This is a genomic window from Janibacter indicus (assembly GCF_900176385.1).
In the GTDB taxonomy this organism is placed as follows: Bacteria; Actinomycetota; Actinomycetes; order Actinomycetales; family Dermatophilaceae; genus Janibacter; species Janibacter indicus.
In genome coordinates this window covers 91,282-112,049 of sequence record NZ_FWXN01000010.1, presented here as the reverse complement: position 1 = coordinate 112,049, position 20,768 = coordinate 91,282, and the positions used below count along the sequence as shown (strand labels likewise).

Sequence of the window (20,768 nt, the reverse complement as noted above, 5' to 3'; positions counted from 1 at the left end):
GAGGCCATGCGCCTGACCGCGGCCGTGCGCGCCTCCGCACGCGACCCACTCCTGCAGGTCGCCAAGACCGCCCTGGCGACCATCGTCGCCTGGATCGTCTGCGACCTGCTGATCACCGACGGTCCGCCGCCGGTCTTCGGCGCGATCGCCGCGATGCTCGTCGTCCAGCCGAGTCTCAACCAGTCCCTGACGAAGGGGGTCGAGCGCAGCGTCGGCGTGGTGGCCGGGGTCTTCCTGGCGACCGGCATGGGGGTCGTGCTCGGGACGTCGTCGTGGGTGGTGCTGCTCGCGGTGAGCGCGGCACTCGTGCTGTCGTGGGCGCTGCGGCTGACGAGCGGATCGGGGATCCAGATCGCGATCACCGCACTGCTCGTGCTCACCCTCGGAGCATCGACACCGGACTACGCCACGATCCGCATCGTCGAGACGATGATCGGCGCCGTCATCGGCATCGTCGTGCACTTGGCTCTCGTCCCGCCCGTCGCCCTGGCGCCGGCTCGTACGGCGCTCGACCTGCTGGGGGAGGAGACGGCAGAAGCCCTCGAACGCCTGGCCGATGCGCTCGTCTCCCGCAAGACCCGACCCGGCCGCCTGCTGCTGCTCCACGACGCCCGGCGGCTGCACCCCCTTCGCGACGAGGCGACGGAGGCCATCGACGCGGCGGAGGACTCGCTGCTGCTCAACCCGCGCGCCGCTCGCTACCGCGGAGAGCTCGGGGCGCTGCGCGACACGCTCGACATGCTCAACAAGGTCGGTACCCAGGTGCGGGGGATGACCCGGGCCTACGTCGACCACTACGACGAGGGCGTCCGGGAGGAACCCCTGGTCGTCGGCATCTCCGAGGAGCTGCGGCGGGCGGCGCACGACACCCGGCTGAAGCTGCGCCTGGCCGTGCCGCTGACGTCGCCGGACGCGCTGGACGACACCCAGCCCGCGCTGACCGAGCCGCTCGACACGAGTGCACCGCAGGGGATGCGGTGGGTGCTCGTGGGTTCGCTCATGGAGGACCTGCGGCGCATCCGGCACGAGCTGGGCGCTGACTGTCGTGGGGGCCAGGGCCACTCGAGCAGCTCCGACTGAACTGACATAATCTATGTTATCGGCGGTGTGATTTAAGGTGTGATTCGATGCGGGATTAGGTATTGGATTCGACTGCGGCGCGTGGCACACTGCAGGTATGAGCACTCAGTCGACCATCGCCCGCGGCGACCTGCGCGCCTACGAAGAGTCGGTGCGGCTGGCCACGCCGGAACTCGTCGAGCGGCTGCGTGACCTGCTCGGCGCCAAGCTGGTTGCCTACCTGGGCTCGGTCCAGGAGACCCGGGCGGTGCGGCAGTGGGCCGACGCCGGCGACGCGCGCACGCCGTCGACCGACGTGGTCAACCGACTGCGGATGGCCTACCGGATCGCAGCACTGCTGCGCGGCAAGGACTCGGCCGCGGTCGTCCAGGCATGGTTCCAGGGCATGAACCCGCGGCTCGACGACGTCGCGCCGGCACGGCTGCTGCGTGAAGGCGACCTCGAGCAGGTCGGCCCCAGCGTCCTGGCAGCCGCGCGCGCGTTCGCCGCTGCCGGATGACGTCGCCGGTGGCTGAGGCGCCCCAGCTGGTCGTCGTCGACGCGGCCGAGGAGGTCTGGCGGGTCGGCTTCAAGCCGGAGCCCTGGGCGTGGTCGGGTTGGGAGTGGGCCGGCGCCGACGGCCGGTTCCACGGTCGCTGGGACGACCGGCAGGGCAACTTCCGCACCATCTATGCCGGCTCCACGCTTCTGGCCTGCCTGCTCGAGGTACTCGCCGGCTTCAGGCCGGACCCGACGCTCGCGCTCGAGCTGGACGACATCGTGGAGGACGACGAAGACGGGGCGGTGTATCCGACCGCGCGGGCCGGCGAGATCTCCTACTCGTGGCTGGAGCCTCGTTCAGCGGCGAGTGCGACACTGACCGGCCGCTTCTGTGCCGTCACGGCGGCCGAGTCCATCGCCGCGCTGCGGCCGCAGTTCGTCGCCCTCGCTCACATGCTGAACCTGCACGACTTCGACGCTGCGGCGCTCAAGGACGGGCGCCCGAGGGCACTCACCCAGTCTGTGGCCACCTACCTGCACGCCAGCACTGAGCTCGACGGCGTCACCTTCGCCTCCAGGCACGGTGACGACCTCGCCCTCTGGGCCATCTTCGAGCGAGCCGAGGACCCCGCGATCAGCCGGACCCTCGACGCGATCGAGCACCACGCGCTCTCCCCTGAGCACTCAGACGTCCAAGAGGCTCTCCGGATCCTCGGCCTCCGCTGGTCGACCCACTGAGCAGCCCAGCTGGCACAAGCCGTTCCACCCCTGCGCAAGGGGTCGGCGTGCCACGATTAACCCGTGGGACTCTTCAAGCGCGGTGAGGCCATCAGGGCCAAGAAGATCGGGGCTCATGCCCGCTACGTCGATGAGGACGTCCAGCGCGTCGACCTCAAAGTCACCAGCACCGACGGCGAGACGGTCACCATCGACCTCAGCCTCGACCAGACCCGCCAGCTCGTCATCGACCTGACCAACGCCTACGGGGCCTGTCGACCGGCTCTGCTGGACCAGAAGCAGGTCGACCGGATCACCTCGTACTTCGGGATGCGCTGATGACCCGCTACGAGTACGACGAGGAGGCCAGCGCGGCCTGGCACATGGACGTCGCGCACGAGGTCGACGACTCGCCCGCGCCAGTCTCTCGGTGGGTGGACGCGATGCGTCGCCTCAACACGATCAACGACCCGCTCGCCCGCAAACTCCTGGCGCTGCACCGCGACTGCGGTGCCGGCACGGGCGTTTGCGACTCACTCGATGACGACCCGGACCCCATGGATCGCCGCTCGACCTGGGGCTGTGAGACGACCGGCCTCATCGCAGACCACTTCGGCGTCGAGTACCCACAAGGCTCGTCGAGCGATCGCCCGTGAGCTCGCACGACTCCAACGGCCGCCTCGTTGACCTCATCCGGGCCGGACTGAGCCGAGCCGACGAGCTCGGCCGCGCCCGGGTGCCGCTCAAGCTCTACCGCCCCGAGGAGCAGGAAGAACTCGTCACGCTCCTCCACGCCTACCTGTGGGACACCGCAGCGCCCCACGACGACGAATGGCATCGCTCCCCCGGCAACATCATGACCTTGTGGGCCGAGCTGCTCAAGATCGGCAAGGAGACCCGCGAACGGCTCATCCCGCTCCGCACTGACCTGGTCAAGGTCCTCACGGAGCGCGGCCTGGGCTACCGGACGCACCCACGGTCGGTGCCAGTGCTCGTTCGCGAGTACAGCGGTCCGATCGAGACCCCAGTCCATCCCGGCGACCCACGCGAAACCTCGAGCACGATCGCCGTCGGGTCCTGGGGAGCCGGCTTCGGAGATGCAGTCACGAACCGCAAGGTCGAGCTGGCCGCCGAGGCGGTGGTCCAGCGCCACTACGAAGCGGCCGGTTGGACAGTCACCCGCGTCGCACACCTCAAGTGCGGCTGGGACCTGACCGCGGAGCGCGACGGCCAGGCGCGCCACCTCGAGGTCAAGGGCGTCTCGAGCTCGCTGCCCTCGATCCTGCTCACCCGCAACGAGCTGCGCAGCGCCGGGACCGATCCCGACTGGCTCTTGGCCGTGGTGACCAACGCGCTCACCGATCCGACGCTCCTCGAGTTCGAGCGCGAGTCTGTCACCGCGGCCGCCGACCCCACCGTCTACCGGGTCAACCTCTCCCAGTGACCTCAGCCCCTGGCCGTGAGCACCGACCACGTCGGTCGTGGATGATGCGCTGATGGAGACACGCGTGGTCGCAGTCGACGTCGGCTCAGTCCGCTCCAACTTCGCCTGGGGCGCCCTCGACCTTCCCGGAAGGCGGCCAGTCGGTGAGGGTGGCAGCCACCCTGAGGGGGCGGCGCTCGCGGTCCTCGAGGCGCTCGACGCCGGTGTGCCGGTGGCGCTCGGGTTCGAGGCTCCCCTGATGGTCCCTGTCAGTCCGGTCGGCCCCGTCGACGGCTGGAGGACGCTGGGGCAGGCGCGCCAGGGCGAGACCGTCGACGGACGCTCGAAGGCCCTGGTCGGCCGGCGCCGGCAGCGGCGCCCTGGCCACGGGGCTGGTGCAGATGGCGTGGGTGCTCGAGCGGGTTGGCTCCGGAATCCCCGGGCTGCGCTGCACGACCAGGCCCGAGCCCTGGCTGGCTGGCGAGGCCGAGCTGTTCGTCTGGGAGGCCTTCGTCTCCGGCACGGGCAAGCCGGTTCCGTCAGAGATCTCCCAGCACGCAGCTGACGCAGCCGCGGCTGCGGACACCTTCGCCGACCGGTTGGAGGCGGGGTCGTTGAGCGCCTCAGACGTCGTCTGCACGCCGGCGTCGTCGTTCAATCTGGCGGCCGCGGCCGCGGCGTACGCGGGGCTGGCGATCGCTAGCAACGAGCTGCGCGACCAGGTGCAGGTCTACCGCACCCGCCCGGCCCTCCTGTAGATCGCCGTCGGCGGGCGCGGCTGGTCCGGGATCTCGACCTCGAGCAGCACGATCCGCTGCTCGGGGCCGCATGCCCGTGCAAGGGCCCGCCGCTCCGCCTCAGTGGCGACGAACAGGGGCAGGCCCATGAGCCGCGCACGCACCTCGGTCGAGATCCTGCTGAGCACCGGGCTGATCACGCCCTGCGGCATGTCGTGGACGAACAGGGGCACGCCCATCGCCCACTCTGGCGTCGCGTCTCGCACGCCGACGTAGCCGCGCGCCTCTCGGCCGACGAGCTCGACGGCCGGCGGCGTGAGTGCCTGCTGGCGGGCGAGCTTGGCCGCGATCGCGGCCAGGTGGCGCTCGTGCTCCGCGGTCGCCAGGTCGTCGTGTTCACGGCGGCGCTCGCTGGCTTCCAGCTGGGGCGCGCTCGGTGATCACGTGAGGCCGGGTGGTCCACACGATCCGTGCGGACTCCAGGAAGAACCTGCTGTACCTAGGGGTCCGGTGCGCTCTGATCGTGCCCGCCAGCACGCCGGCGACGAACACGCTGAGGTCCACGTCCGGCTCAACCGGGCGCCACCAGCCGTGCCCCGGACAAGGACCGGGGGCACCGCCGTCGTTCTCGCAGCGCCGGCGCGGACACCACGCCTCGCGGAATACCCCGGTCCCGTCGACGACCTTGGCATCCACAGCCACAGGCGGCCCGGACTCGTCGGCCAGGGACAGCCGGATGGCGGGGACCGCTCCGATCCACGGCCGCTCGCGGTCGGTGACCCAGCACACCGGCACGCCGGAAGCCTCCATCCGAGCGGTGCGCTCGCGCAGCTCGTCGACGGTGATCTGCGCCAGCTGAGCCTCCCAAGCCATCCGCCGGGCGCCGTCGGGGCTGGTCGCGAGCACGTCGGCCCGCCAGCCGTCCCCGGCGACCTCGAGCTCGGCGTACCAGCCGGTATCGCGAATGGCTGAGGCCAGCTGCAGTTTGAGCAGCCGGTGGGCCATCGTCTCGCCCACCAGGGAGCAGGTCGGCGCGGCACGGTCGTGGGCGAAGAACCGCAGGCCCTTGGGCGAGACCTTGGCGTGAAGCCCATGCCCGCACTCGCGGCAGGTCAGGGGCGCGCGAGGCCGCGCCCGGTGGATCGCCTCCCAGGGCACCCCTTCGCCGAGCGGATCAACGGTTGCGTCGAGCACGCCGGTCGAGGCATGCTGCGCCGTCAGTGGCACGAGGGCACTCTGCCGGAGACGGCCGACGCAAGTCGCTGTATCAGTTGCGATTGAGGCCGTGTCGGCGGGAGTCGAGCGCGTACTTGTAGTGACTCTCGGCGGCGTCGATCTCGCGAGTCGGGGTCGCGGGATCGAAAACCCTCAGCACCGACAGCCGGAAGCTGGACGGATTCAGGTTGCGGAGCTCGACGTTGCCGCCGTGACCGTTGGTCGCATACGCGGCCCAGCGCTGCAGGATGTTCTCGGCGCCGTCGGCTTTGCCCACGTAGTGACGACCGTCGCGGGTGTCGGTGATGAGGTAGACCCCGATCACGGACGAGAGGGCGGTGCGCCAGGCGGCGTAGCGGTGCTCGCGGATGACGGCCTGCAGCTGGGGGTAGTCCAGCGTGAGCGCGTCGAATCCGGGGAACCTCACCGGCTCGGCGTCGGCGATCTCCATCACCGGGTACGCGGCCGCGGTGGTCGCGTGGATCCGCCACGTCCGCGGGGAGCGCCACCCGATGACGAGCCGGTTCCGCAGGTCACTCATCAGCTCCGAGTGCTCGAGGTGGAAGGTGCGACGTAGGCCGTCGTTCTGCGTCTCACCATGGTTCACCAGGACCGACCACAACCGGGCGCGGTCTCCGCCCTCGGGGCGGAACACGATCCAGACGCCTGGAGGCTGCGCCGGGAAGATCCGGGGGTTGGCCACCTGGACGCTCGTGTAGGCCAAGATCTCCTCGTCCGAGGAGTCGCCGTGAAGGCCTACGGTCCCGTCCTCGTGCTCGCGCACGTAGGCGTGCCGGATGACCAGGGCCGCGGCCGAGTCGAGGCCCGCGCTGGCGATGATCGAGGCGAAGGTGAGCGTCATGCGGGATCTTCCGTTCCGGGGGCGGCTGGAGCCGCGGCGATGCTGACCAGCACGTCGTGGCCAAGTGAGGGATCGACCAGGACGTGCAGGCCGAGGTCGGTGATCCGCCCGTCCTGGGGATGCCAGTCGCGGTCCTCGCGGGTGCGGCCCAGCAGTGGGTCGAGAGCATCGATCGTGGGCTTCCACAGGGTCAGCCAATTGCGCTGCCGACCGACGACGAAGGACAGCTGCAGCTGCACGGCGCCGGCGGGGATCGCCGCGGCGTCGAGGACCGCGGCACGGACCTGCGCCTTGTACGCCGCCGTCGAGGCCGAGGCGGTGGTGCGGACCGTGTAGGTATCGCGTGGACCTGCCGTCTCGGCCGCCGGGGCGACGAGGACCCGCGAGGTGTCGGCGTGCCGCTTGGTGCACCACACCGCCACGAGGTCCTCGTTGCGGAGCCGGGTGGCCAGCGGGAAGGCGTAGTTGTCCAGGTCGGCCATGTCAGCGAGGTCGCGTCCCCTGGGTAGGCCGACCTCGAGCGACAGCACCCAGGGGCCGCTGGCCACCAGGTGGGGCGCCAGCAACTCGGCGGTGTCCTCGAGGTACTCGCGGAGCCGGACTTGGTCAGGGTCGGTGGCCTTGTTCCAGCTGGCCAGGCGCGGGACCTTCCGGAGCACCAGGCCGTCTCCGGCCGGGCGGCGATACCACCTCGAGGCCGTCAAGGGCGGTGCACCGTGCCGGTCTCGTCGACCCACCAGACCTCGATCTTCGCCGCGGCGAGCGACCCGGCCGTTTCGGCGTGCAGGTCGCGGTAGCGGGGGAAGTCGGGCAGGGCGATCACGCTGTCCCACTCCGGCTCCTTGCTCCGCAGGCGCATGGCGGCCAGCACGGCTTGGGAGTACCAGTGGCCGGCCTGGGTGCTCGGGCTGGTGCGCTTGGCCTCGCCGGCACGGGCCGGGTCGGCGTAGTTGCGGCTGGGGAATCCCTTGACCTCCACCCCGGCGGTGCGGCCGTCGCGGGCGGCGATCACGTCGATGCCGTGCTCCTTGGTCGCGGTGTTGGCCACCGAGAGGATGCGCCATCCCTCGCCCGCCAAGGCCGTGACCAGGGCGGCCTGGACGTTGGCCTCGGTGTGCCACTCCCCTCCGACCTCGACTGGGGCGGCAGTAGGGCGGGGCGCAGTCCACGCGGCCGCCGCGCCGCGCAGGGGTGGTGCTGTCGTGCGTGATTCGACGTTGCCGGCGACCTCGAACCCCAGCGCGGCCAGGTGCCGTCGGGCGGTGTGGGAGATGAACTCAGACCGCGGAACCCCTGTGGCGACCTCGAAGGCCTGGATGGCCGGGTACCACGTGTCGTTGATCCTCACCGCGTGCTTGCGGATCACGTCGGGAGGTACGTCGGTCAGCCGGGCCTCGACGTCCTCACGCGCCAGCTCGTAGCGCTGGCCGTTCAGCGTGAACCGGATCGACGCACGGCCCTGACTGTCCATGGCCAGAAACTACGGCAACGAGCCGACACGCGCGTCCGTTCCGGGTCGGCGTCGACCGCCGCGCCCTCGAACACGTGTTCTACCCTAGGAGTCATGGCGGGCGGTGGTTACGGACGCGGGGCGGGGATCCCGTTGAAGGATCGCGTGCGCGTCGACCAGGACGCCCAGGTCGACTCGCGGCCGCCGGCGGCTCCAGCTGGTGCCGAGCACCCGGGGCGGCACTGCTGGGTCTCCGTTCCCGTCGATGCGGCGCGTCCGCGGCCGGGTCTGCTGCTGGAGTGGCGACGGACCGGGCACCTGTGGGAGGGAAGGGTCGTCTACGTCGCGCAGCTGAGACCCGGGCGGTGGGCCACGGTCGAGGAGTGGATCCCCTCAGAGCTGCTCACCACGGAGTGAGCACCGTGTCTGCCAACCCGCCGAAGAACGACGCCTGGCGACCGTACGGCGATGTGCGGTTCGTGCTGATCCGGAACACGGGCCGGCTCAAGCCGTCGCGTGGGCTGATCCTCGACTGGAAGCGCGAGGGGCGACGCTGGGAAGCCCTTGTGGTCTGGCACGACGACGCAGCGCTCAGGCCGGTCGTCAAGATGGACTGGCTGCGGACCGAGAACCTGATCCCGGGGCCGGTCGACCCGAACTGGACCGGCCCCGGAGACTGAGGCGGTCACGCGACGCCGAGCTCGTCGTCTAGGTCCTCGAGCGCGAGTGGCGGCACCCAGCCCTGTTCCTTCGCGTACCGACGCGACCGGGTCGCGGTGACGCGTTGCGGCACGGTGTCGGCCGGCGGCAGCGTCATGCACAGCTCCTCGAACAGAGCGTTGGCCTTGCGAGCGGTTGCGACGGTCATCCGCCGTTCCCCACGGACGATCGGGATCACGTTCGCGGCATGCCGCAGCCCGAGCCGACGTCCGATCTCGGACATCGACCATCCAAGCGCGACGAGCGCCTGCAGCCGCCGCGACACCGCGGCCGAGCGCTCCTGGTCGAGCACCGCTCCGCCAGCCAAACGCAGCTGCGTCGACCAGGCCGGGTCCAGGGCGTAGAGCTTCTCTGCGGTCTGACGCAGGACCCGCCGCGAGGGCGTCTGTGAGCCGTCAGGCTGGCGTTTGCCGTACATCAGCTTCCACAGCGCGCCGTGGGCCACGCCCGAGCGTTCGGCGATCGTCTTGAGGCCCATCCCGGCCTCGCGCAGCTCCTGGACGTGGAGGCGCAGCGGGTAGGCGTCGACGTAGCGGTGGTAGCGGCCATAGGCCTTCAACCGATTGCGTTCGTTTTCTGAGGCGGTGTTGGCCGTCGCGCACGGCGTGCACCGGCAGCGGTCGAGGACGTAGCAGGCGCGGGTTCCGTGCTGGTGGTTCGCCTGCTTGTGGTGGCACGGCTTCGGTGTCCGGTCGACCGCGGCGGCGCGCTCCTCGGCCAGGGCGGCGCGGAGCATCGCCTCTTCCTGCTTGCGGCACGAGTGGCGGGAGAACCAGTAGCGGGCCTCGGTTGCGCCGGCGTTCTCGTAGACCGCCTCCAGGCCGCAGCGGGCGCAGCGGTGCTTGCGGGTCGCGCGGCGTACGCCGGCGGCACAGGCGTGGTCAGTGGCGGCGGCCGCCGCCTTCTCCCTGGTCTTGTACAGGCGAGACCAGCCGCAGTCGCACACCGCCCGGACCGCCATCAGCTGACGCCTCTCCGTGCGTCCAGGTCGTCGTGGGCCAGGCGGGCCTCGGTGGTGGCCACGGCACGCAGCAGGGCTCCCTGCAGGGTGTGCGGCATGGGCTCCGGATCGGGGTTGAGGACCGCGGGGACAACCACTCGCAGGGTGCGAGGGCCGTGGGGGATCAGCAGTCCCCACCCCACGGGCAGGTCATCGCGCACGATGTCCCGCGCGGCCGCGACGAGCCACCAGTAGTGCATGTGGGGCTGGAAGGCGGCGGCTTTCGACGGGTCGCGCAGCTCGGCGAGCCAGTCGGACCGCGACACCTTGACCTCGTGTCCGTGGAACACGGGCGGGAAGGCCATCGGCTGCTCCCGGGCCCAGGGTGTCGAGTGCATCGAGGTCGCCACGAAGTCGCAGATGCGGTGGCGCTGCAGCCGCAGCCCGGCGGGCACATGCTCAGCTCGCAGGTACTTGGACCCGCTCCATCCGCCGTTCGTGACGCGGCTCGAGTAGCGGACGTTCAGCCGGTCCAGCATCGACCGTTCGGTGTGGGCGCTGCGCATCGTCGGCTCACTCGGTGCGAGGTGCGTCGGCCCAGGTGAGCAGGTCGGGTGCGGCGTCCAGGACGCGCTCGACGCTCACGGTCCACATCCAGTCGACGCACACGGCCGGCGGCTCGGTGGTCAGGGTGATCATCGGAGGTTCCTCCCTTGTCGGTTCGGTTGGGTTTCAGGTGGTCGGCTACGCCAGAAGCGCTGCTGCGGCGCAGGCCACGACCAGGAGCCAGGTGATGACGAACAGGCGACTGCGCAGCCGGTCGCCCGGGGTCGCAGCTCGGCCGCCGACGCGGCGGTTCTCAACGAGGAACCCGGCGCCAGTGAGAGTCAGGCCGAGTGCGCTGATCGTCACCGAGGGAATCGCTGTCAACATCCCGATCGGCAGTGCGGCGATGGCGAGGGCAACGCCCGTCCAGATCACGCGGGAGATCCAGCGCGATCGCGGCCGGGCGGCGCTCTGCGCCCTCGGGTCCTCCGGGTCGATGCCGTGGAGGCGAGCGTGGGCAAGGTCGCCGGCGCGGATGAGGCGCTCGTGGGTGTCCTGGTCGCAGTTGCAGTGACCGGTGTCCAGGGACTCCCCGATCGCCGCGGCCTCTGCCTGGATCTCCGTGTCGAGCTCGACAAGTGCGAGCACGCGCGGGTCCGTGGCGCTGCTCGCGGCGTGCGGGGGCCGGACGATGGTGTCCTTGGACAGGGCGCGGTGGAGCCGGCCGGCCATCACCAGGTCGTCGGTCCGTGCTCGAGCTCCGGCGCAGATCTGCGTGGCTGTCTGGCTGGATCGCACACGGAGGTCCTCGAGGAGGAGGCGGTGGCGGTCTCCCAGCTGCTCCAGATCCTCAGACGTGATCGGGAGCCCTGCTGGGTCGATACCTCCGAGCCTGGCCAGTGCCCGGCTCAGCGCCTCTACGCGCTGCCGCGCCAGCTCCTCACGTTCCTCCTCGGGCAGCGAGCACCAGGCGGCGTAGGCGTGGCGGCAGATGAACCAGTAGCCGACCCCGAGGACGAGGGAGATTCCCGCCAGCACCCACGAGAACGCCGTCACGAAACCGGTCAGCTGATCGATGAACGCGGCCAGCTCGGGCGCCTTCTCGGCGGCCGCCAGGTCGGCCCCGCCGATCATCTTGATCAGGAACGGCGTGCCGAATAGGAGCGCAGCGCCCGCGAGGGGCTGCAACCAGGGACGGCGGCCCGATGCGACCTCGAGGCCGAGGTCCAGGACCCATGGGGCAGGGCGGTCGCTGGACTCGTGGGGTGTCGGTTCGTCTCGCGGCGTGTTCCGCGGTGGGTTGTTCATGGTGTCTTCCTCCCGAGGTGCGGTCGGGTCGGCGGCGCCGACGAGACCTAGGAACTCTCAGCAGAGTAGGTGTGCGTTCAGACCCAAATCGGGTTATCCACAGGCGCCAGTTGAGGCTTCATCGGAGGGGCGCGGAAACCCCGGCGGCCGGGCTGGGAACCGCGCGCTGCGTGGAGCGCACCGGGCCCGGGACGAAGGACTCGTCGAGCTGCTCAGCGCCACCAGCTACTGACCTGGCAGCGTGGGTCATGACATCGGTGATGACGTCCTGGGCGTTGGTGACCATGCTGGCCTGGCCGAGACGGATCAGCTGGTTCACGCCGGTGGAGGCCACGCTGCTCACGGGACCAGGGACGCCCATGAGGGGTCGGTGCAGGTTGGTGGTCCAGTGGGCAGTGTTGATCGCGCCGCTGCGCACGGCGCCCTCGACGACCACGGTTCCTTCGGCGAGGCCGGCGACGATCCTGTTCCGGGCCAGGAAGCGGGTTCGGGTGGGGCCGGCTCCCGGAGGTGCCTCCGAGACGACCAGGCCGCGTTCGGCGATCGCCTCGAGCAGCTGGGCGTGTGCGGCCGGGTAGGGCCGGTCGACGCCGCCGGGCAGGACGGCGATGGTCGGGCCGCCGGCGACGAGGGCGCCGCGGTGGGCCGCCTGGTCGACGCCGTAGGCGAGGCCGCTGACGACGGTGTGGCCCATGGCTGCGAGGTCGCGGCTCAGCTCGGTTGCCTGCTCGGTGCCGTAGCTGGTGGCGGATCGTGAGCCGACCACCGCCACGGCGTTGCAGGCGAACTGGCGCAGGTCATGGACTCCGCGGACCCACAGGCCGACGGGTTCGCCGCCGCGGTCGTGGAGCGCGCCGGTGTTGCGGAGTGCGCCGAGCTGGGTGGGCCACTCGGTGTCGCCGGGGACGATGAAGCGGATGCCTCGGGCGGCGGCCTGCTCGAGGACCTGGGCGGGGTCGACGCGGCCGAGCTCCTGGGCGATGCCGAAGCCCCAGTGGTTCTCCACCTCGCCGGCGGCCTCGAGGTAGTCCAGGACCTTGCCGGCGCCGAGCTCGCCGACCAGGCCGGTGACGCGGAGATCTCCAGGCTCGATGGTCCGACTGAGGGTGACGCGGGCGAGCCGGTCAGCGTCGTCGACGTCGGCGCTCATGCCTGGCCTCCCCACAGCAGGTCGAGGTCGGGGGCGTGGATGATGTCGAGGCGCTTGTCAGGGGCGTAGGCCGCGGGCTCTGGCACCACCAGGCGGCGCAGCTGGCGCTCGGTGGCGCTGGGCTGGACGTCGTCGATCGGGTCGGTGTCGTCGTAGTTCATCGCGGTGTCCCTTCTCAGCGGCCCGGGGCCGGGCGGTCGGTGACGGGCGGCGTGCCCGGGATGTCGCGCTGCTGGCCGGGAGGCTTGGGCACGTAGGACTCGTCGAGCTCGCCGGCGAGATCGCGCATCTGGGTCTGGTATCGATCCCACTCGCGGGGGTGGATGCCGTTCTGCAGGGCGGAGGCGACGACGGCGGCCATGGAGTAGGGCCGGTCGGCGGGCACCTGGTCGAGTGCGCACCAGGCCTTGGCACCGTCGCCGTGCAGCCAACTGGCGAAGCCGAGCATGGAGGCCGGCGCTGCGCGGACCTCGTCGGGGGCGCGGCGGGTGAGGTCGTTCCAGAGGGCCATGTGGGAGGTGTGGTTCTCCCGGCTCATGTCCTCCCAGACCGCGTCGCGGGTACCGATCGACTCCAGGGCGACGAGCATCCGTGCGCCGTCGACGTCGGAGAGCCGGTTGCCGTCGGTGTGGAACTGCTCGAGGCGGTCCAGGGCCCAGTCCCGCTCCAGGGCGGGAGTGCTGTCCGCGGCCGCGGCCCGGGCCGCGGGGATCAGCTGGGCGATCGGCTCACGGTCGCCGACCATGGACGCAGCCAGGGAGGCCCTGCTGGCGGCTGGCTGGGCGGCGCCGGTCAGCACGGTCGCGGCCGCGATCCGCTCAGCGGTCGCCGGGTTCTGCAGGCCGGTGGAGCCGGTATTGAACTCACGCCACCGCTCGCCGTCGGCCCATAGCCGGATGTGGGTGGTGATGCCCACGGTCTCGAGGCGGTTGGACAGGTGCTGGCTGGCCAGCTCGGCGCTGCGGCGGTCGTCAGTGAAGCAGAGGATCGCCAGGCGCGAGCCGGGTCGGGCGTGGCGGCCGTAGGGGCCGCTGATGGCGTCCCACACTTCCTCGCGGTCGGCGGCCGTCTTCGGCAGGTCGACGCGGGTGATGGGGAGCCCGGGCCGGAAGGGGACGAGGACGATCGACTCCTCAGGCTTGAAGCCGAGGACGTGCGGCACTGCGGCGAGCAGCTCGTCCGGGGACTGTACGACGAGATCCATGGAAACCTCCGCGCGGTCAGCTGGCCTGGGCCGGGCGGGTGGCGCGCTCGATGCGCGCGGAGACGTACTTGAGCGAGACGCCGACTTCGCCGAAGCGGTTGTCGACGACCACGACGTCCTTGGTGCGCTTCTCGCCGGTCTCCTTGTCCGGCCAGCTCTCGGTGCGCTCGAGGCCGTGGACGAAGATCGGGTCACCGGATCCGCAGCTGTCGTGTACGTGGGTGGCGGCGGTGCCGAAGATCTTGACGTTGTGGGCGGTGGGCTCGTCGTTGACCCACTCCCCCTCGTCGTTCTGCACGCGCCGGTTGACCAAGACCCGGCAGCTGACGAACGGCTTGTTCTCGCGGGTGTAGAGCAGCTCGGGAGCCTCGGCCAGGTTGCCGGCGAAGGTGACGGTGGTGGACATGACTTCCTCCTTGGTGACTGCGAGACGTTCGGATTCGTCCCGCAGTCACCTAGGTCCGATTGGGGTCCGGCAGCGATCACTTCGGCCGAACTTGTTCGGATCCGGCTCGAGCTTCGTGCGGGGTTGCTCAGCAGGGCACCAGGTAGTCGAAGCGGTACTTGAAGACGACAACGCGGATGCCCTTGTAGGTGGTCCGCCTGACGCCGGACAGGTGGTAGTCGCCGACCCGGCACTCCGAGCTGGCCAGGTGGTTGTTCAGCCGCCACTGCCTCTCCTTGAGGGCGCGGTAGGAGTTCGTCGACCAGCCGCGCTTGACCAGGCAGCCGCGGAAGGTGTGCCGCATGCCGTCGTGGGCGTAGGAGGTGTCGAAGACGCTGTCGGAGGCCCAGATGAGCATCCGGCAGCCCATGTCCTCGACGGGCTCGGCCGCGTCCGCCGGCGAGGCGGCGGCCAGGCACAGTGCGGACGCCAGGACCACGGCGAGGGTGGCCACGACTGCTCGGTGGGTTGAGCCGCGTCGAGCGTGGTGGGGTGAGCTGGACATGCGTTCCCTCCTCAGTTCGGGCGGGACACAGGTCGGCCCCGCGGTCACCTAGGTCCGCGAAGGGGTCCGGGGCGATCAACGAGGGCGCAAAGAAGCGCCCCGACCGGCTCTCGGGCACCGGGTCGGGGCGCTTGGAAGCACGCATGGCGGAGGCGCCGACCAGAACTCTGGCCGACTCATGCCTCCGCCGATCAGCCCGAGACCCGCCGGATCAGTTCGGCCAGGTCTGCATCGCCGAGGCTCGTGGAGAGGCTGTCCCCGGGCATGACGTACTCGGCCGGCTGCAGGCCGAGGAGCTCAAGGGTCCTATCGTCGGCGTTCGGACCCTGCACCCACCGCTCGGCGAGATCGACAGGGGAGCCCGTAGCACTCACGCGGTAGAGCTCGATCTCGAGCTCCTCGTCGGTGTAGTGAACATCGGCGGCGAGGCCGGGGCGCGGGAGGTAGACGCCGTCGGCGCCGAAGCCGCTCATCCCAACAGCCGAGTAGGTGGATGCAACTGGTGCAGTTGCGGCGCACCCATGTGGTGCCCGACGACGAGGCCGCGCTGCGGGCGCTGGGCCGGTCCATGGGGTTCCTGAAGGACCCGGTGGCCGGGTTGGAGGACGCCTGGCGGGGGCACCGGCGCGAGGTGCGTCGCCTCCACGAGAAGCTCTTCTACCGCCCGCTGCTGGCCGCCGTGGCCGCGTTGCCCGGCCAGGAAGCGAGGCTCTCCCCGGCCGCGGCCGAGGCGCGGATGGCCGCCCTGGGGTACTCCGACCCCACTGCCGCGTTGCGCCACCTGGAGGCGCTCACCTCCGGGGTCTCGCGCACCGCCACGATCCAACGCACCCTGCTTCCCGCGATGCTGGAGTGGTTCGCCGACACCCCGGACCCGGACGCCGGACTGTGGGGGTTCCGCCGGATCAGCGACTCGCTGGGCCGCACCCACTGGTACCTGCGCACGCTGCGCGACGAGGGGGAGGTCGCCCAGCGGCTGGCCACCCTGCTCGGCACCTCGCGGTATGCCACCGACCTGCTGGAGCGGGAACCCCGCGGCGTGCAGTTGCTCGGCGAGGACCTCACCCCGTTGGCCAGCGAGACGCTCACCAGCGAGATGCTCGCCACCGGTGGTCGACACCAGCAGTTGGCCGACGCCGTCCGAGCGATCCGGGGGGTGCGCCGCCGTGAGCTCTTCCGGATCGCCGCCGGCGAACTCTTCGGGGTCAACGACGTGGCCGGTGTGGGGCAGGGATTGAGCCGGCTCACCGACGCCACCCTGGAGGCCACCCTGCAAGTCGTGATGGCGTCGGTCGCGGCCAGCAAGGGCTACCCGGAGCCGCCCACCCGGATGGCGGTGGTGGCGATGGGCCGGTACGGCGGCTTCGAGCTCTCCTACGGCTCGGATGCCGACGTGATGTTCGTCCACGACCCGATCCCGGGAGCGGACCCGCATCGGGCCTCCAAGTACGCCATTGCGGTGGTCAACGAGCTGCGCCGGGTGTTGGCCCTGCCCGCCACGGACCCGCCGTTGGAGGTCGATGCCGATCTGCGGCCCGAGGGCAAGCAGGGACCGCTGGTGCGCACCCTGGAGTCCTACGCCGCCTACTACGCGAAGTGGTCGCAGACCTGGGAGTTCCAGGCCCTGCTGCGGGCCGATGCGGTGGTCGGCGACCAGGAGTTGCGGGACCGGTTCCACGAACTGATCGACCCGCTGCGGTTCCCGGCCGGCGGCATCGACGAGGACGCGGTGATCGAGGTGCGTCGGATCAAGGCACGCGTCGAGGACGAGCGACTGCCGCGAGGAGCCGACCCGAACACCCATCTCAAGCTCGGGCGTGGGGGACTGGCCGACGTGGAGTGGACCGTGCAGTTGCTGCAGATGCAGCACGCCGGTGCGGTACCGGCGTTGCGCACCACCAGCACCCTGGATGCGCTGGCCGCGGCCAAGGAGGCCGGACTGCTGGAGGCCGAGTACGCCGATGTGTTGTGCGAGGCCTGGCGGTTCGTCTCCCGGGTCCGCAATGCCTCGACCCTGGTCCGGGGGCGTTCCAGCGACCAGTTGCCCACCGCGACCCGGGAACGGGCGGCGGTCTCGATGGTGCTGGGCTACGAGGCCGGGGAGAGCGACAAGCTGCTCAACGACTACCTGCGCACCACGCGGCACGCCCACGCGGTGGTGGAACGGGTCTTCTGGGGCTGATGCTGGACATCCGGTGAATCGTGAAGCTATCTTCTTCAGGTGAGTAAAATGAAGACGAATGCTTCATTTGTGGTGATCGGTGATGTGGTGGCCTCCCGGGCTGCCGCTGACCGGGTCCTGCTGCACCAGGTACTCAGCGAGACCCTGGCCGCGGCCAACGAACGCTTCGGCTCCGACCTGCGGATCACCGTGGGAGACGAGTACCAGGGGCACTGCCAGACCCTGGGGCAGGCCCTGGGCCTGGTCTGGTGGCTACGGATCCAGCTGCGTCCGCGGTTCGACGTGCGGCACGGCATCGGGGTCGGCGAGGTGCACGCCCTCGCGGTTCCAGCCGATCCCTCTGCTCCCTCCGATCCCTCTGCTCGATCGGAAGAGCCGGGCCAGCCGGTGGACCTGACCGAGGACGGACCGGGCTGGTGGGCCGCTCGGGAGGCGCTGGAGCAGGTGGCCGCCGAACAGCGCCGCGCGCGCAGCCGACATCGTCGGGACCGGCTGGCCGTGGCGGCAGGTCCCGGCAGTTCTGGTGGTCCCGGCAGTTGTGGCGGGGGTGCGTGGTCTGCTGTGGCCATGGCCGTGAATTCAGCCCTCGTCGGGCGCGACGAACTGACCGCCCACCTGTCGGCGCGGGACCTGGCCATCGTGCGGGGGCTGGTGGCCGGCGAGAGTCAGCGCGCGATCGCCGAGCGGCTCTCGATCTCGGGCTCGGCGGTCTCGCAACGGATCAGGAACCAGGGCATCGGGACGCTGCTCGAGATGACGGCCCAGCTGACCCGGATCGGGAGTGAACGGTTCGGGAGTGAACGGTTCGGGAGTGAACGGATCGGGAGTGAACAGGACACCGCTGACCAGGAGGGGATGACGCCGTGAGCTGGGTGGCACTGCTGCTGATCGGAGTCGGGATCACCGACCTGGTCTTCTCGGCCCGTCCGATGCGTTGGCTCCCCGAGGTGATCGGCGCGGCCGGGGTGGTCGGCCTGGGGCTGGCCGCCGGACTGACCTCGCCGCGCGACCTGGTCGCACTGGCGGTACTGGTCCTGGTGGTCCTCGGCTGGGGCCGGCTGGTCCCGATCGGCTTCGGTGGTGGCGCCCGCCGGGCCGCTCGTGCTCCCCGCACCCCCCGGGCGGCCGGTGCGGCCTGGTGGCCATTGGGATGGCTGATGTGCTGGCTGGCCCTGGCCCTGGTGCTGGCCCCCTGGGCGGGCACCGGAGACGGGCTGCTGGGCCGATGGGTGCAGGCCGGTGGCGGGGCGGTGTGGCACCTGGACAGCGTCGACCGGCTGCTGCTCGTGGTCGGTGCGTTCCTGGTCCAGCTCTCCACGGGCAATGTGGTGGTGAGGCTGGTGCTGCGGGCCACCGGCACCCTCAGCCCGAATCGAGGTACGGGCTCCCAGGAGGTCCAGCGGGTGCGACTGTTGGAGGGCCCCGCGCACTCCTTGAAGGGCGGGCGGCTGCTGGGCCCGATGGAACGGGTCTTCATCCTGGGGCTGGGGCTGACCGGCCAGTTCACCGCCGCCGGCATCGTGGTGGCGGCCAAGGGGTTGCTCCGTTTTCCCGAACTGCAGGCGGCCCGGGACTCCTCGCGTGGTCCCGGCATCCATGCCGTCACCGAGTACTTCCTGGTGGGCAGCTTCGCTTCCTGGCTGATCGCTCTGGCAGCGGTGGCCCTGCTGGGCTGACGTCCCAGCGCCGGCCCGTGCCGTCGGGCCCCGAAAATGTCGGAACCGGTGGCGGCCGCACCTGCCGCAGAGCAGGTGCTGGTCGCCACCGGTTCCGGTGGGCGGTCTCAGCGCTGGACGCCGAAGTCCTGGGTGACCCAGGCGATGCCGCCGCCGAAGCGCACGGAGACGCCGATGTGGCGCAGTCGGCAGTCGTCCAGGTTGGCCTTGTGGCCGGGGCTGGCGATCCAGGCGTCCATGTTGGCCCGCGGGGTCTCGAAGCCCATGGCCAGGTTCTCGGCCACCACGCGCCAGGGCTTGTAACCGGCCTTGACGATGCGGGTCGAGAGCTTGGCCTCGCCCTTGAGGCGGTGCGAGAGCTCGCCGCGCTTGACCATCAGGTCGCTGTGCCGACGAGCAGCCAGCTTCAGGTGCTTGTCCACCTTCAGCGCCTTGCAGCCCTTGCGGAGCCGGTAGGCGTTGGTCTGCTTCACGATCGCTGCCTCGTAGGCAGCGGCCCTGCTGTTGTTGTTGGACCGGGCAGCCTTCTTGGCAACCACGGTCTTCCCCGTCATCTTGTGGCCAGCAGCCTTCGCAACCGTGATGTTCGTCCCCCCGGACGCTACCCCCGCAGCGTTGGCCGCCGGCGCGAAACCGGCGAGCAGGCCGGTGATGACCACCGCCACTGCCGCCGACGCGATCCGTCGACTCATGGGTAGAACACTGCACTCCGAATCGGCGGCAAGTAACCCCTTGGTCAACCGTTTTCCCCGTTGCGTAAGAGGCTGGCCCGGTTTCGTAGTGAGGGATTTTTCGGGTTTCCTTCCCGCGTAAGCAGGTGGCCCGGATTCGTATCGGTGTGCTCCACTGGGGGTATGGAGACGACCCCCAGCAACAGCCCCGAAAGCACCGATCAGCCGCTCGGCACCGTCGAACAGCGCGCGGCCGACCTCCTGGCCCTGCACCGGGCACCCGAGCTGCTCACGGTGGTCAACGTCTGGGACGCGATCAGCGCCAAGGTGGTCACCGAGGTCCCCGGAACCGCTGCCCTGGCCACTGCCAGCCACTCCATCGCGGCCACCCTGGGCTGGCCCGACGGAGAGGTGATCCCGCTGGCGGAGATGCTCGACATGTGTCGTCGGATCGTGGCGGCCACCCACCTGCCGGTCACTGCCGACCTGGAGGGCGGCTACGGCGACGCGGCTGGCACCGTGCGGGCAGCGATCGAGCTGGGCATCGTCGGGGCCAACATCGAGGACCAGATGAAGCCGCTCGACCAGGCAGCCGAGCAGGTGGCCGCGATCATGGCCGCGGCCCGGGAGGCCGGAGTGCCCAGCTTCGTGCTCAACGCCCGGACCGACACCTTCCTGCGGGCCGGTGACCGGAGTCCCTCGGCCATCCTGGACGACGCGGTGGAACGGGGCCGGGCCTACCTGGCGGCCGGGGCACCGGTCGTCTTCGTGCCCGGCAAGCTGGGGGAGGAGCAGATCGCCACTCTGGTGGAGGCCTACGGTCCGCAGCGGCTCAGCACCATTGCGGTGCCCGGGTCGGTGCCGCTGGCCCGGCAGGCAGAGCTGGGCGTCGCGCGGGTCTCCTACGGTCCGAACCCGCAGCGGGTGGCCCTGACGGCGCTGGCCGATCTGGCTGCTGAGGTGCTCGCCGGGGGAGCCCTGCCGGAAAACATGCGCATCCTGAACTGATGCCCGTCAAGGCAGGGTAAATTTCCCTCCCGTGACCTCGCCGCAGCAGACCAGCCCCACCTCGACCTTTGCCGACATCCTCGGCCACACGATCTTCGTCTCGCGCTGGCTGCAAGCGCCGCTGTATCTGGGCCTGATCATCGCCCAGGGTGTCTACGTGGCCCAGTTCGGCAAGGAACTGTGGCACCTGGTCACGCACTTCAACGCCATGAACGAAGCCCAGATCATGATGCTGGTGCTGGCCATGGTGGACGTGGTGATGATCGCCAACCTGTTGATCATGGTGATCATCGGCGGCTACGAGACGTTCGTGTCGAAGATCCGGATGGACGACCACCCCGACAAGCCGGAGTGGCTCAGCCACGTCAACCCGAACGTGCTCAACGTCAACGTGCGCAGAACCTTGACGTGGTGATACGGAGTACACCTCAGACTGCACGAAGGCCCCC

Annotated in this window: 30 protein-coding genes; 14 read left to right on the top strand and 16 right to left on the bottom strand. The window is 70.5% G+C overall.

Annotated features, from left to right (window positions below):
* Positions 1–6: 6 nt before the first annotated feature.
* From B9B60_RS13010 to B9B60_RS12975, 7 genes are all read left to right on the top strand, one after another.
* Entirely contained in the window at positions 7–1,080 is a 1,074-nt protein-coding gene (locus B9B60_RS13010) for an FUSC family protein (protein WP_084452014.1), read from the top strand.
* Between the two features lie 97 nt (positions 1,081–1,177).
* Positions 1,178–1,579 carry a hypothetical protein gene (locus B9B60_RS13005; RefSeq protein ID WP_084452012.1) on the top strand — a complete coding sequence of 134 codons (402 nt, stop codon included), beginning with the start codon at positions 1,178–1,180 and terminating at the stop codon, positions 1,577–1,579.
* An 8-nt stretch (positions 1,580–1,587) separates the two neighbouring features.
* Positions 1,588–2,298 (top strand): RES domain-containing protein, encoded by a 711-nt coding sequence (locus B9B60_RS13000; RefSeq protein WP_159451209.1) that lies wholly within the window; start codon positions 1,588–1,590, stop codon positions 2,296–2,298.
* Between the two features lie 63 nt (positions 2,299–2,361).
* Positions 2,362–2,616: a hypothetical protein gene (locus B9B60_RS12995; protein ID WP_084452008.1), complete on the top strand. Its 255-nt coding sequence runs from the start codon at positions 2,362–2,364 to the stop codon at positions 2,614–2,616.
* Positions 2,616–2,933, top strand: a complete 318-nt coding sequence (locus B9B60_RS12990; protein WP_084452006.1) for a hypothetical protein — start codon at positions 2,616–2,618, stop codon at positions 2,931–2,933. The genes B9B60_RS12995 and B9B60_RS12990 overlap by 1 nt, the downstream gene beginning before the upstream one ends.
* Positions 2,930–3,721 carry a protein NO VEIN domain-containing protein gene (locus B9B60_RS12985; RefSeq protein ID WP_084452004.1) on the top strand — a complete coding sequence of 264 codons (792 nt, stop codon included), beginning with the start codon at positions 2,930–2,932 and terminating at the stop codon, positions 3,719–3,721. The genes B9B60_RS12990 and B9B60_RS12985 overlap by 4 nt, the downstream gene beginning before the upstream one ends.
* Positions 3,722–4,110: 389 nt before the next feature.
* Entirely contained in the window at positions 4,111–4,458 is a 348-nt protein-coding gene (locus B9B60_RS12975) for a hypothetical protein (RefSeq protein ID WP_143445583.1), read from the top strand.
* Here B9B60_RS12975 and B9B60_RS12970 read toward each other — a convergent pair.
* From B9B60_RS12970 to B9B60_RS12945, 5 genes are all read right to left on the bottom strand, one after another.
* Entirely contained in the window at positions 4,431–4,676 is a 246-nt protein-coding gene (locus B9B60_RS12970) for a hypothetical protein (protein WP_143445582.1), read from the bottom strand. The two genes, B9B60_RS12975 and B9B60_RS12970, sit on opposite strands and share 28 nt — an antisense overlap.
* 157 nt (positions 4,677–4,833) lie before the next feature.
* Positions 4,834–5,664 (bottom strand): competence protein CoiA family protein, encoded by an 831-nt coding sequence (locus B9B60_RS16965; RefSeq protein ID WP_143445581.1) that lies wholly within the window; start codon positions 5,662–5,664, stop codon positions 4,834–4,836.
* A gap of 40 nt (positions 5,665–5,704) precedes the next feature.
* A complete protein-coding gene (locus B9B60_RS12955) occupies positions 5,705–6,514 on the bottom strand; it encodes a GIY-YIG nuclease family protein (protein ID WP_084451992.1) in 810 nt (269 codons plus the stop codon).
* A complete protein-coding gene (locus B9B60_RS12950; RefSeq protein ID WP_200811229.1) occupies positions 6,511–7,173 on the bottom strand; it encodes a hypothetical protein in 663 nt (220 codons plus the stop codon). The genes B9B60_RS12955 and B9B60_RS12950 overlap by 4 nt, the downstream gene beginning before the upstream one ends.
* 41 nt (positions 7,174–7,214) lie before the next feature.
* Positions 7,215–7,985 carry a hypothetical protein gene (locus B9B60_RS12945; protein WP_084451990.1) on the bottom strand — a complete coding sequence of 257 codons (771 nt, stop codon included), beginning with the start codon at positions 7,983–7,985 and terminating at the stop codon, positions 7,215–7,217.
* Positions 7,986–8,129: 144 nt separating this feature from the next.
* On the opposite strand from B9B60_RS12945, the gene B9B60_RS12940 reads away from it, so the two are divergent.
* Complete coding sequence (locus B9B60_RS12940; RefSeq protein ID WP_200811228.1) at positions 8,130–8,381, top strand: hypothetical protein; 252 nt, start codon at positions 8,130–8,132, stop codon at positions 8,379–8,381.
* Positions 8,382–8,386: 5 nt separating this feature from the next.
* Complete coding sequence (locus tag B9B60_RS12935; RefSeq protein WP_143445580.1) at positions 8,387–8,644, top strand: hypothetical protein; 258 nt, start codon at positions 8,387–8,389, stop codon at positions 8,642–8,644.
* A gap of 5 nt (positions 8,645–8,649) precedes the next feature.
* On the opposite strand, the gene B9B60_RS12930 is transcribed toward B9B60_RS12935, so the two are convergent.
* From B9B60_RS12930 to B9B60_RS12895, 10 genes are all read right to left on the bottom strand, one after another.
* Complete coding sequence (locus tag B9B60_RS12930) at positions 8,650–9,645, bottom strand: hypothetical protein (protein ID WP_084451984.1); 996 nt, start codon at positions 9,643–9,645, stop codon at positions 8,650–8,652.
* Positions 9,645–10,190: a hypothetical protein gene (locus tag B9B60_RS12925; RefSeq protein WP_084451982.1), complete on the bottom strand. Its 546-nt coding sequence runs from the start codon at positions 10,188–10,190 to the stop codon at positions 9,645–9,647. The genes B9B60_RS12930 and B9B60_RS12925 overlap by 1 nt, the downstream gene beginning before the upstream one ends.
* 7 nt (positions 10,191–10,197) lie before the next feature.
* Positions 10,198–10,323, bottom strand: coding sequence for a hypothetical protein (locus B9B60_RS17715; RefSeq protein ID WP_264158390.1), 126 nt, complete (start codon positions 10,321–10,323; stop codon positions 10,198–10,200).
* A 45-nt stretch (positions 10,324–10,368) separates the two neighbouring features.
* Complete coding sequence (locus tag B9B60_RS12920; RefSeq protein WP_143445579.1) at positions 10,369–11,478, bottom strand: hypothetical protein; 1,110 nt, start codon at positions 11,476–11,478, stop codon at positions 10,369–10,371.
* A gap of 118 nt (positions 11,479–11,596) precedes the next feature.
* A complete protein-coding gene (dprA, locus tag B9B60_RS12915; protein ID WP_084451978.1) occupies positions 11,597–12,628 on the bottom strand; it encodes a DNA-processing protein DprA in 1,032 nt (343 codons plus the stop codon).
* Complete coding sequence (locus tag B9B60_RS17345) at positions 12,625–12,789, bottom strand: hypothetical protein (RefSeq protein WP_192910208.1); 165 nt, start codon at positions 12,787–12,789, stop codon at positions 12,625–12,627. The genes dprA and B9B60_RS17345 overlap by 4 nt, the downstream gene beginning before the upstream one ends.
* A gap of 14 nt (positions 12,790–12,803) precedes the next feature.
* Positions 12,804–13,832, bottom strand: coding sequence for a DUF4192 domain-containing protein (locus tag B9B60_RS12910; protein WP_084451976.1), 1,029 nt, complete (start codon positions 13,830–13,832; stop codon positions 12,804–12,806).
* Positions 13,833–13,848: 16 nt separating this feature from the next.
* Positions 13,849–14,238, bottom strand: a complete 390-nt coding sequence (locus tag B9B60_RS12905; RefSeq protein WP_084451974.1) for a single-stranded DNA-binding protein — start codon at positions 14,236–14,238, stop codon at positions 13,849–13,851.
* Positions 14,239–14,365: 127 nt separating this feature from the next.
* On the bottom strand, positions 14,366–14,731 hold the full coding sequence (locus B9B60_RS12900) for a hypothetical protein (RefSeq protein ID WP_200811227.1): 366 nt from the start codon (positions 14,729–14,731) through the stop codon (positions 14,366–14,368).
* Between the two features lie 242 nt (positions 14,732–14,973).
* Entirely contained in the window at positions 14,974–15,255 is a 282-nt protein-coding gene (locus tag B9B60_RS12895) for a hypothetical protein (protein WP_084451970.1), read from the bottom strand.
* A gap of 20 nt (positions 15,256–15,275) precedes the next feature.
* On the opposite strand from B9B60_RS12895, the gene B9B60_RS12890 reads away from it, so the two are divergent.
* From B9B60_RS12890 to B9B60_RS12880, 3 genes are read left to right on the top strand one after another with little or no spacing between them, the layout of a single operon-like run.
* Entirely contained in the window at positions 15,276–16,964 is a 1,689-nt protein-coding gene (locus B9B60_RS12890) for a bifunctional [glutamine synthetase] adenylyltransferase/[glutamine synthetase]-adenylyl-L-tyrosine phosphorylase (protein WP_084451968.1), read from the top strand.
* A gap of 48 nt (positions 16,965–17,012) precedes the next feature.
* On the top strand, positions 17,013–17,831 hold the full coding sequence (locus B9B60_RS12885) for a SatD family protein (RefSeq protein ID WP_084451966.1): 819 nt from the start codon (positions 17,013–17,015) through the stop codon (positions 17,829–17,831).
* Positions 17,832–17,836: 5 nt separating this feature from the next.
* A complete protein-coding gene (locus tag B9B60_RS12880; protein WP_226282483.1) occupies positions 17,837–18,640 on the top strand; it encodes a hypothetical protein in 804 nt (267 codons plus the stop codon).
* Between the two features lie 107 nt (positions 18,641–18,747).
* Here the strand turns inward: B9B60_RS12880 and B9B60_RS12875 are convergent, their stop codons facing one another.
* The gene (locus tag B9B60_RS12875; RefSeq protein ID WP_084451962.1) at positions 18,748–19,332 is read right to left on the bottom strand and encodes a CAP domain-containing protein; all 585 of its coding nucleotides are present in this window, start codon (positions 19,330–19,332) and stop codon (positions 18,748–18,750) included.
* Between the two features lie 162 nt (positions 19,333–19,494).
* On the opposite strand from B9B60_RS12875, the gene B9B60_RS12870 reads away from it, so the two are divergent.
* On the top strand, positions 19,495–20,319 hold the full coding sequence (locus B9B60_RS12870) for an isocitrate lyase/PEP mutase family protein (RefSeq protein ID WP_084451960.1): 825 nt from the start codon (positions 19,495–19,497) through the stop codon (positions 20,317–20,319).
* A 31-nt stretch (positions 20,320–20,350) separates the two neighbouring features.
* Complete coding sequence (locus B9B60_RS12865) at positions 20,351–20,734, top strand: YqhA family protein (RefSeq protein WP_200811226.1); 384 nt, start codon at positions 20,351–20,353, stop codon at positions 20,732–20,734.
* Positions 20,735–20,768 lie beyond the last annotated feature (34 nt).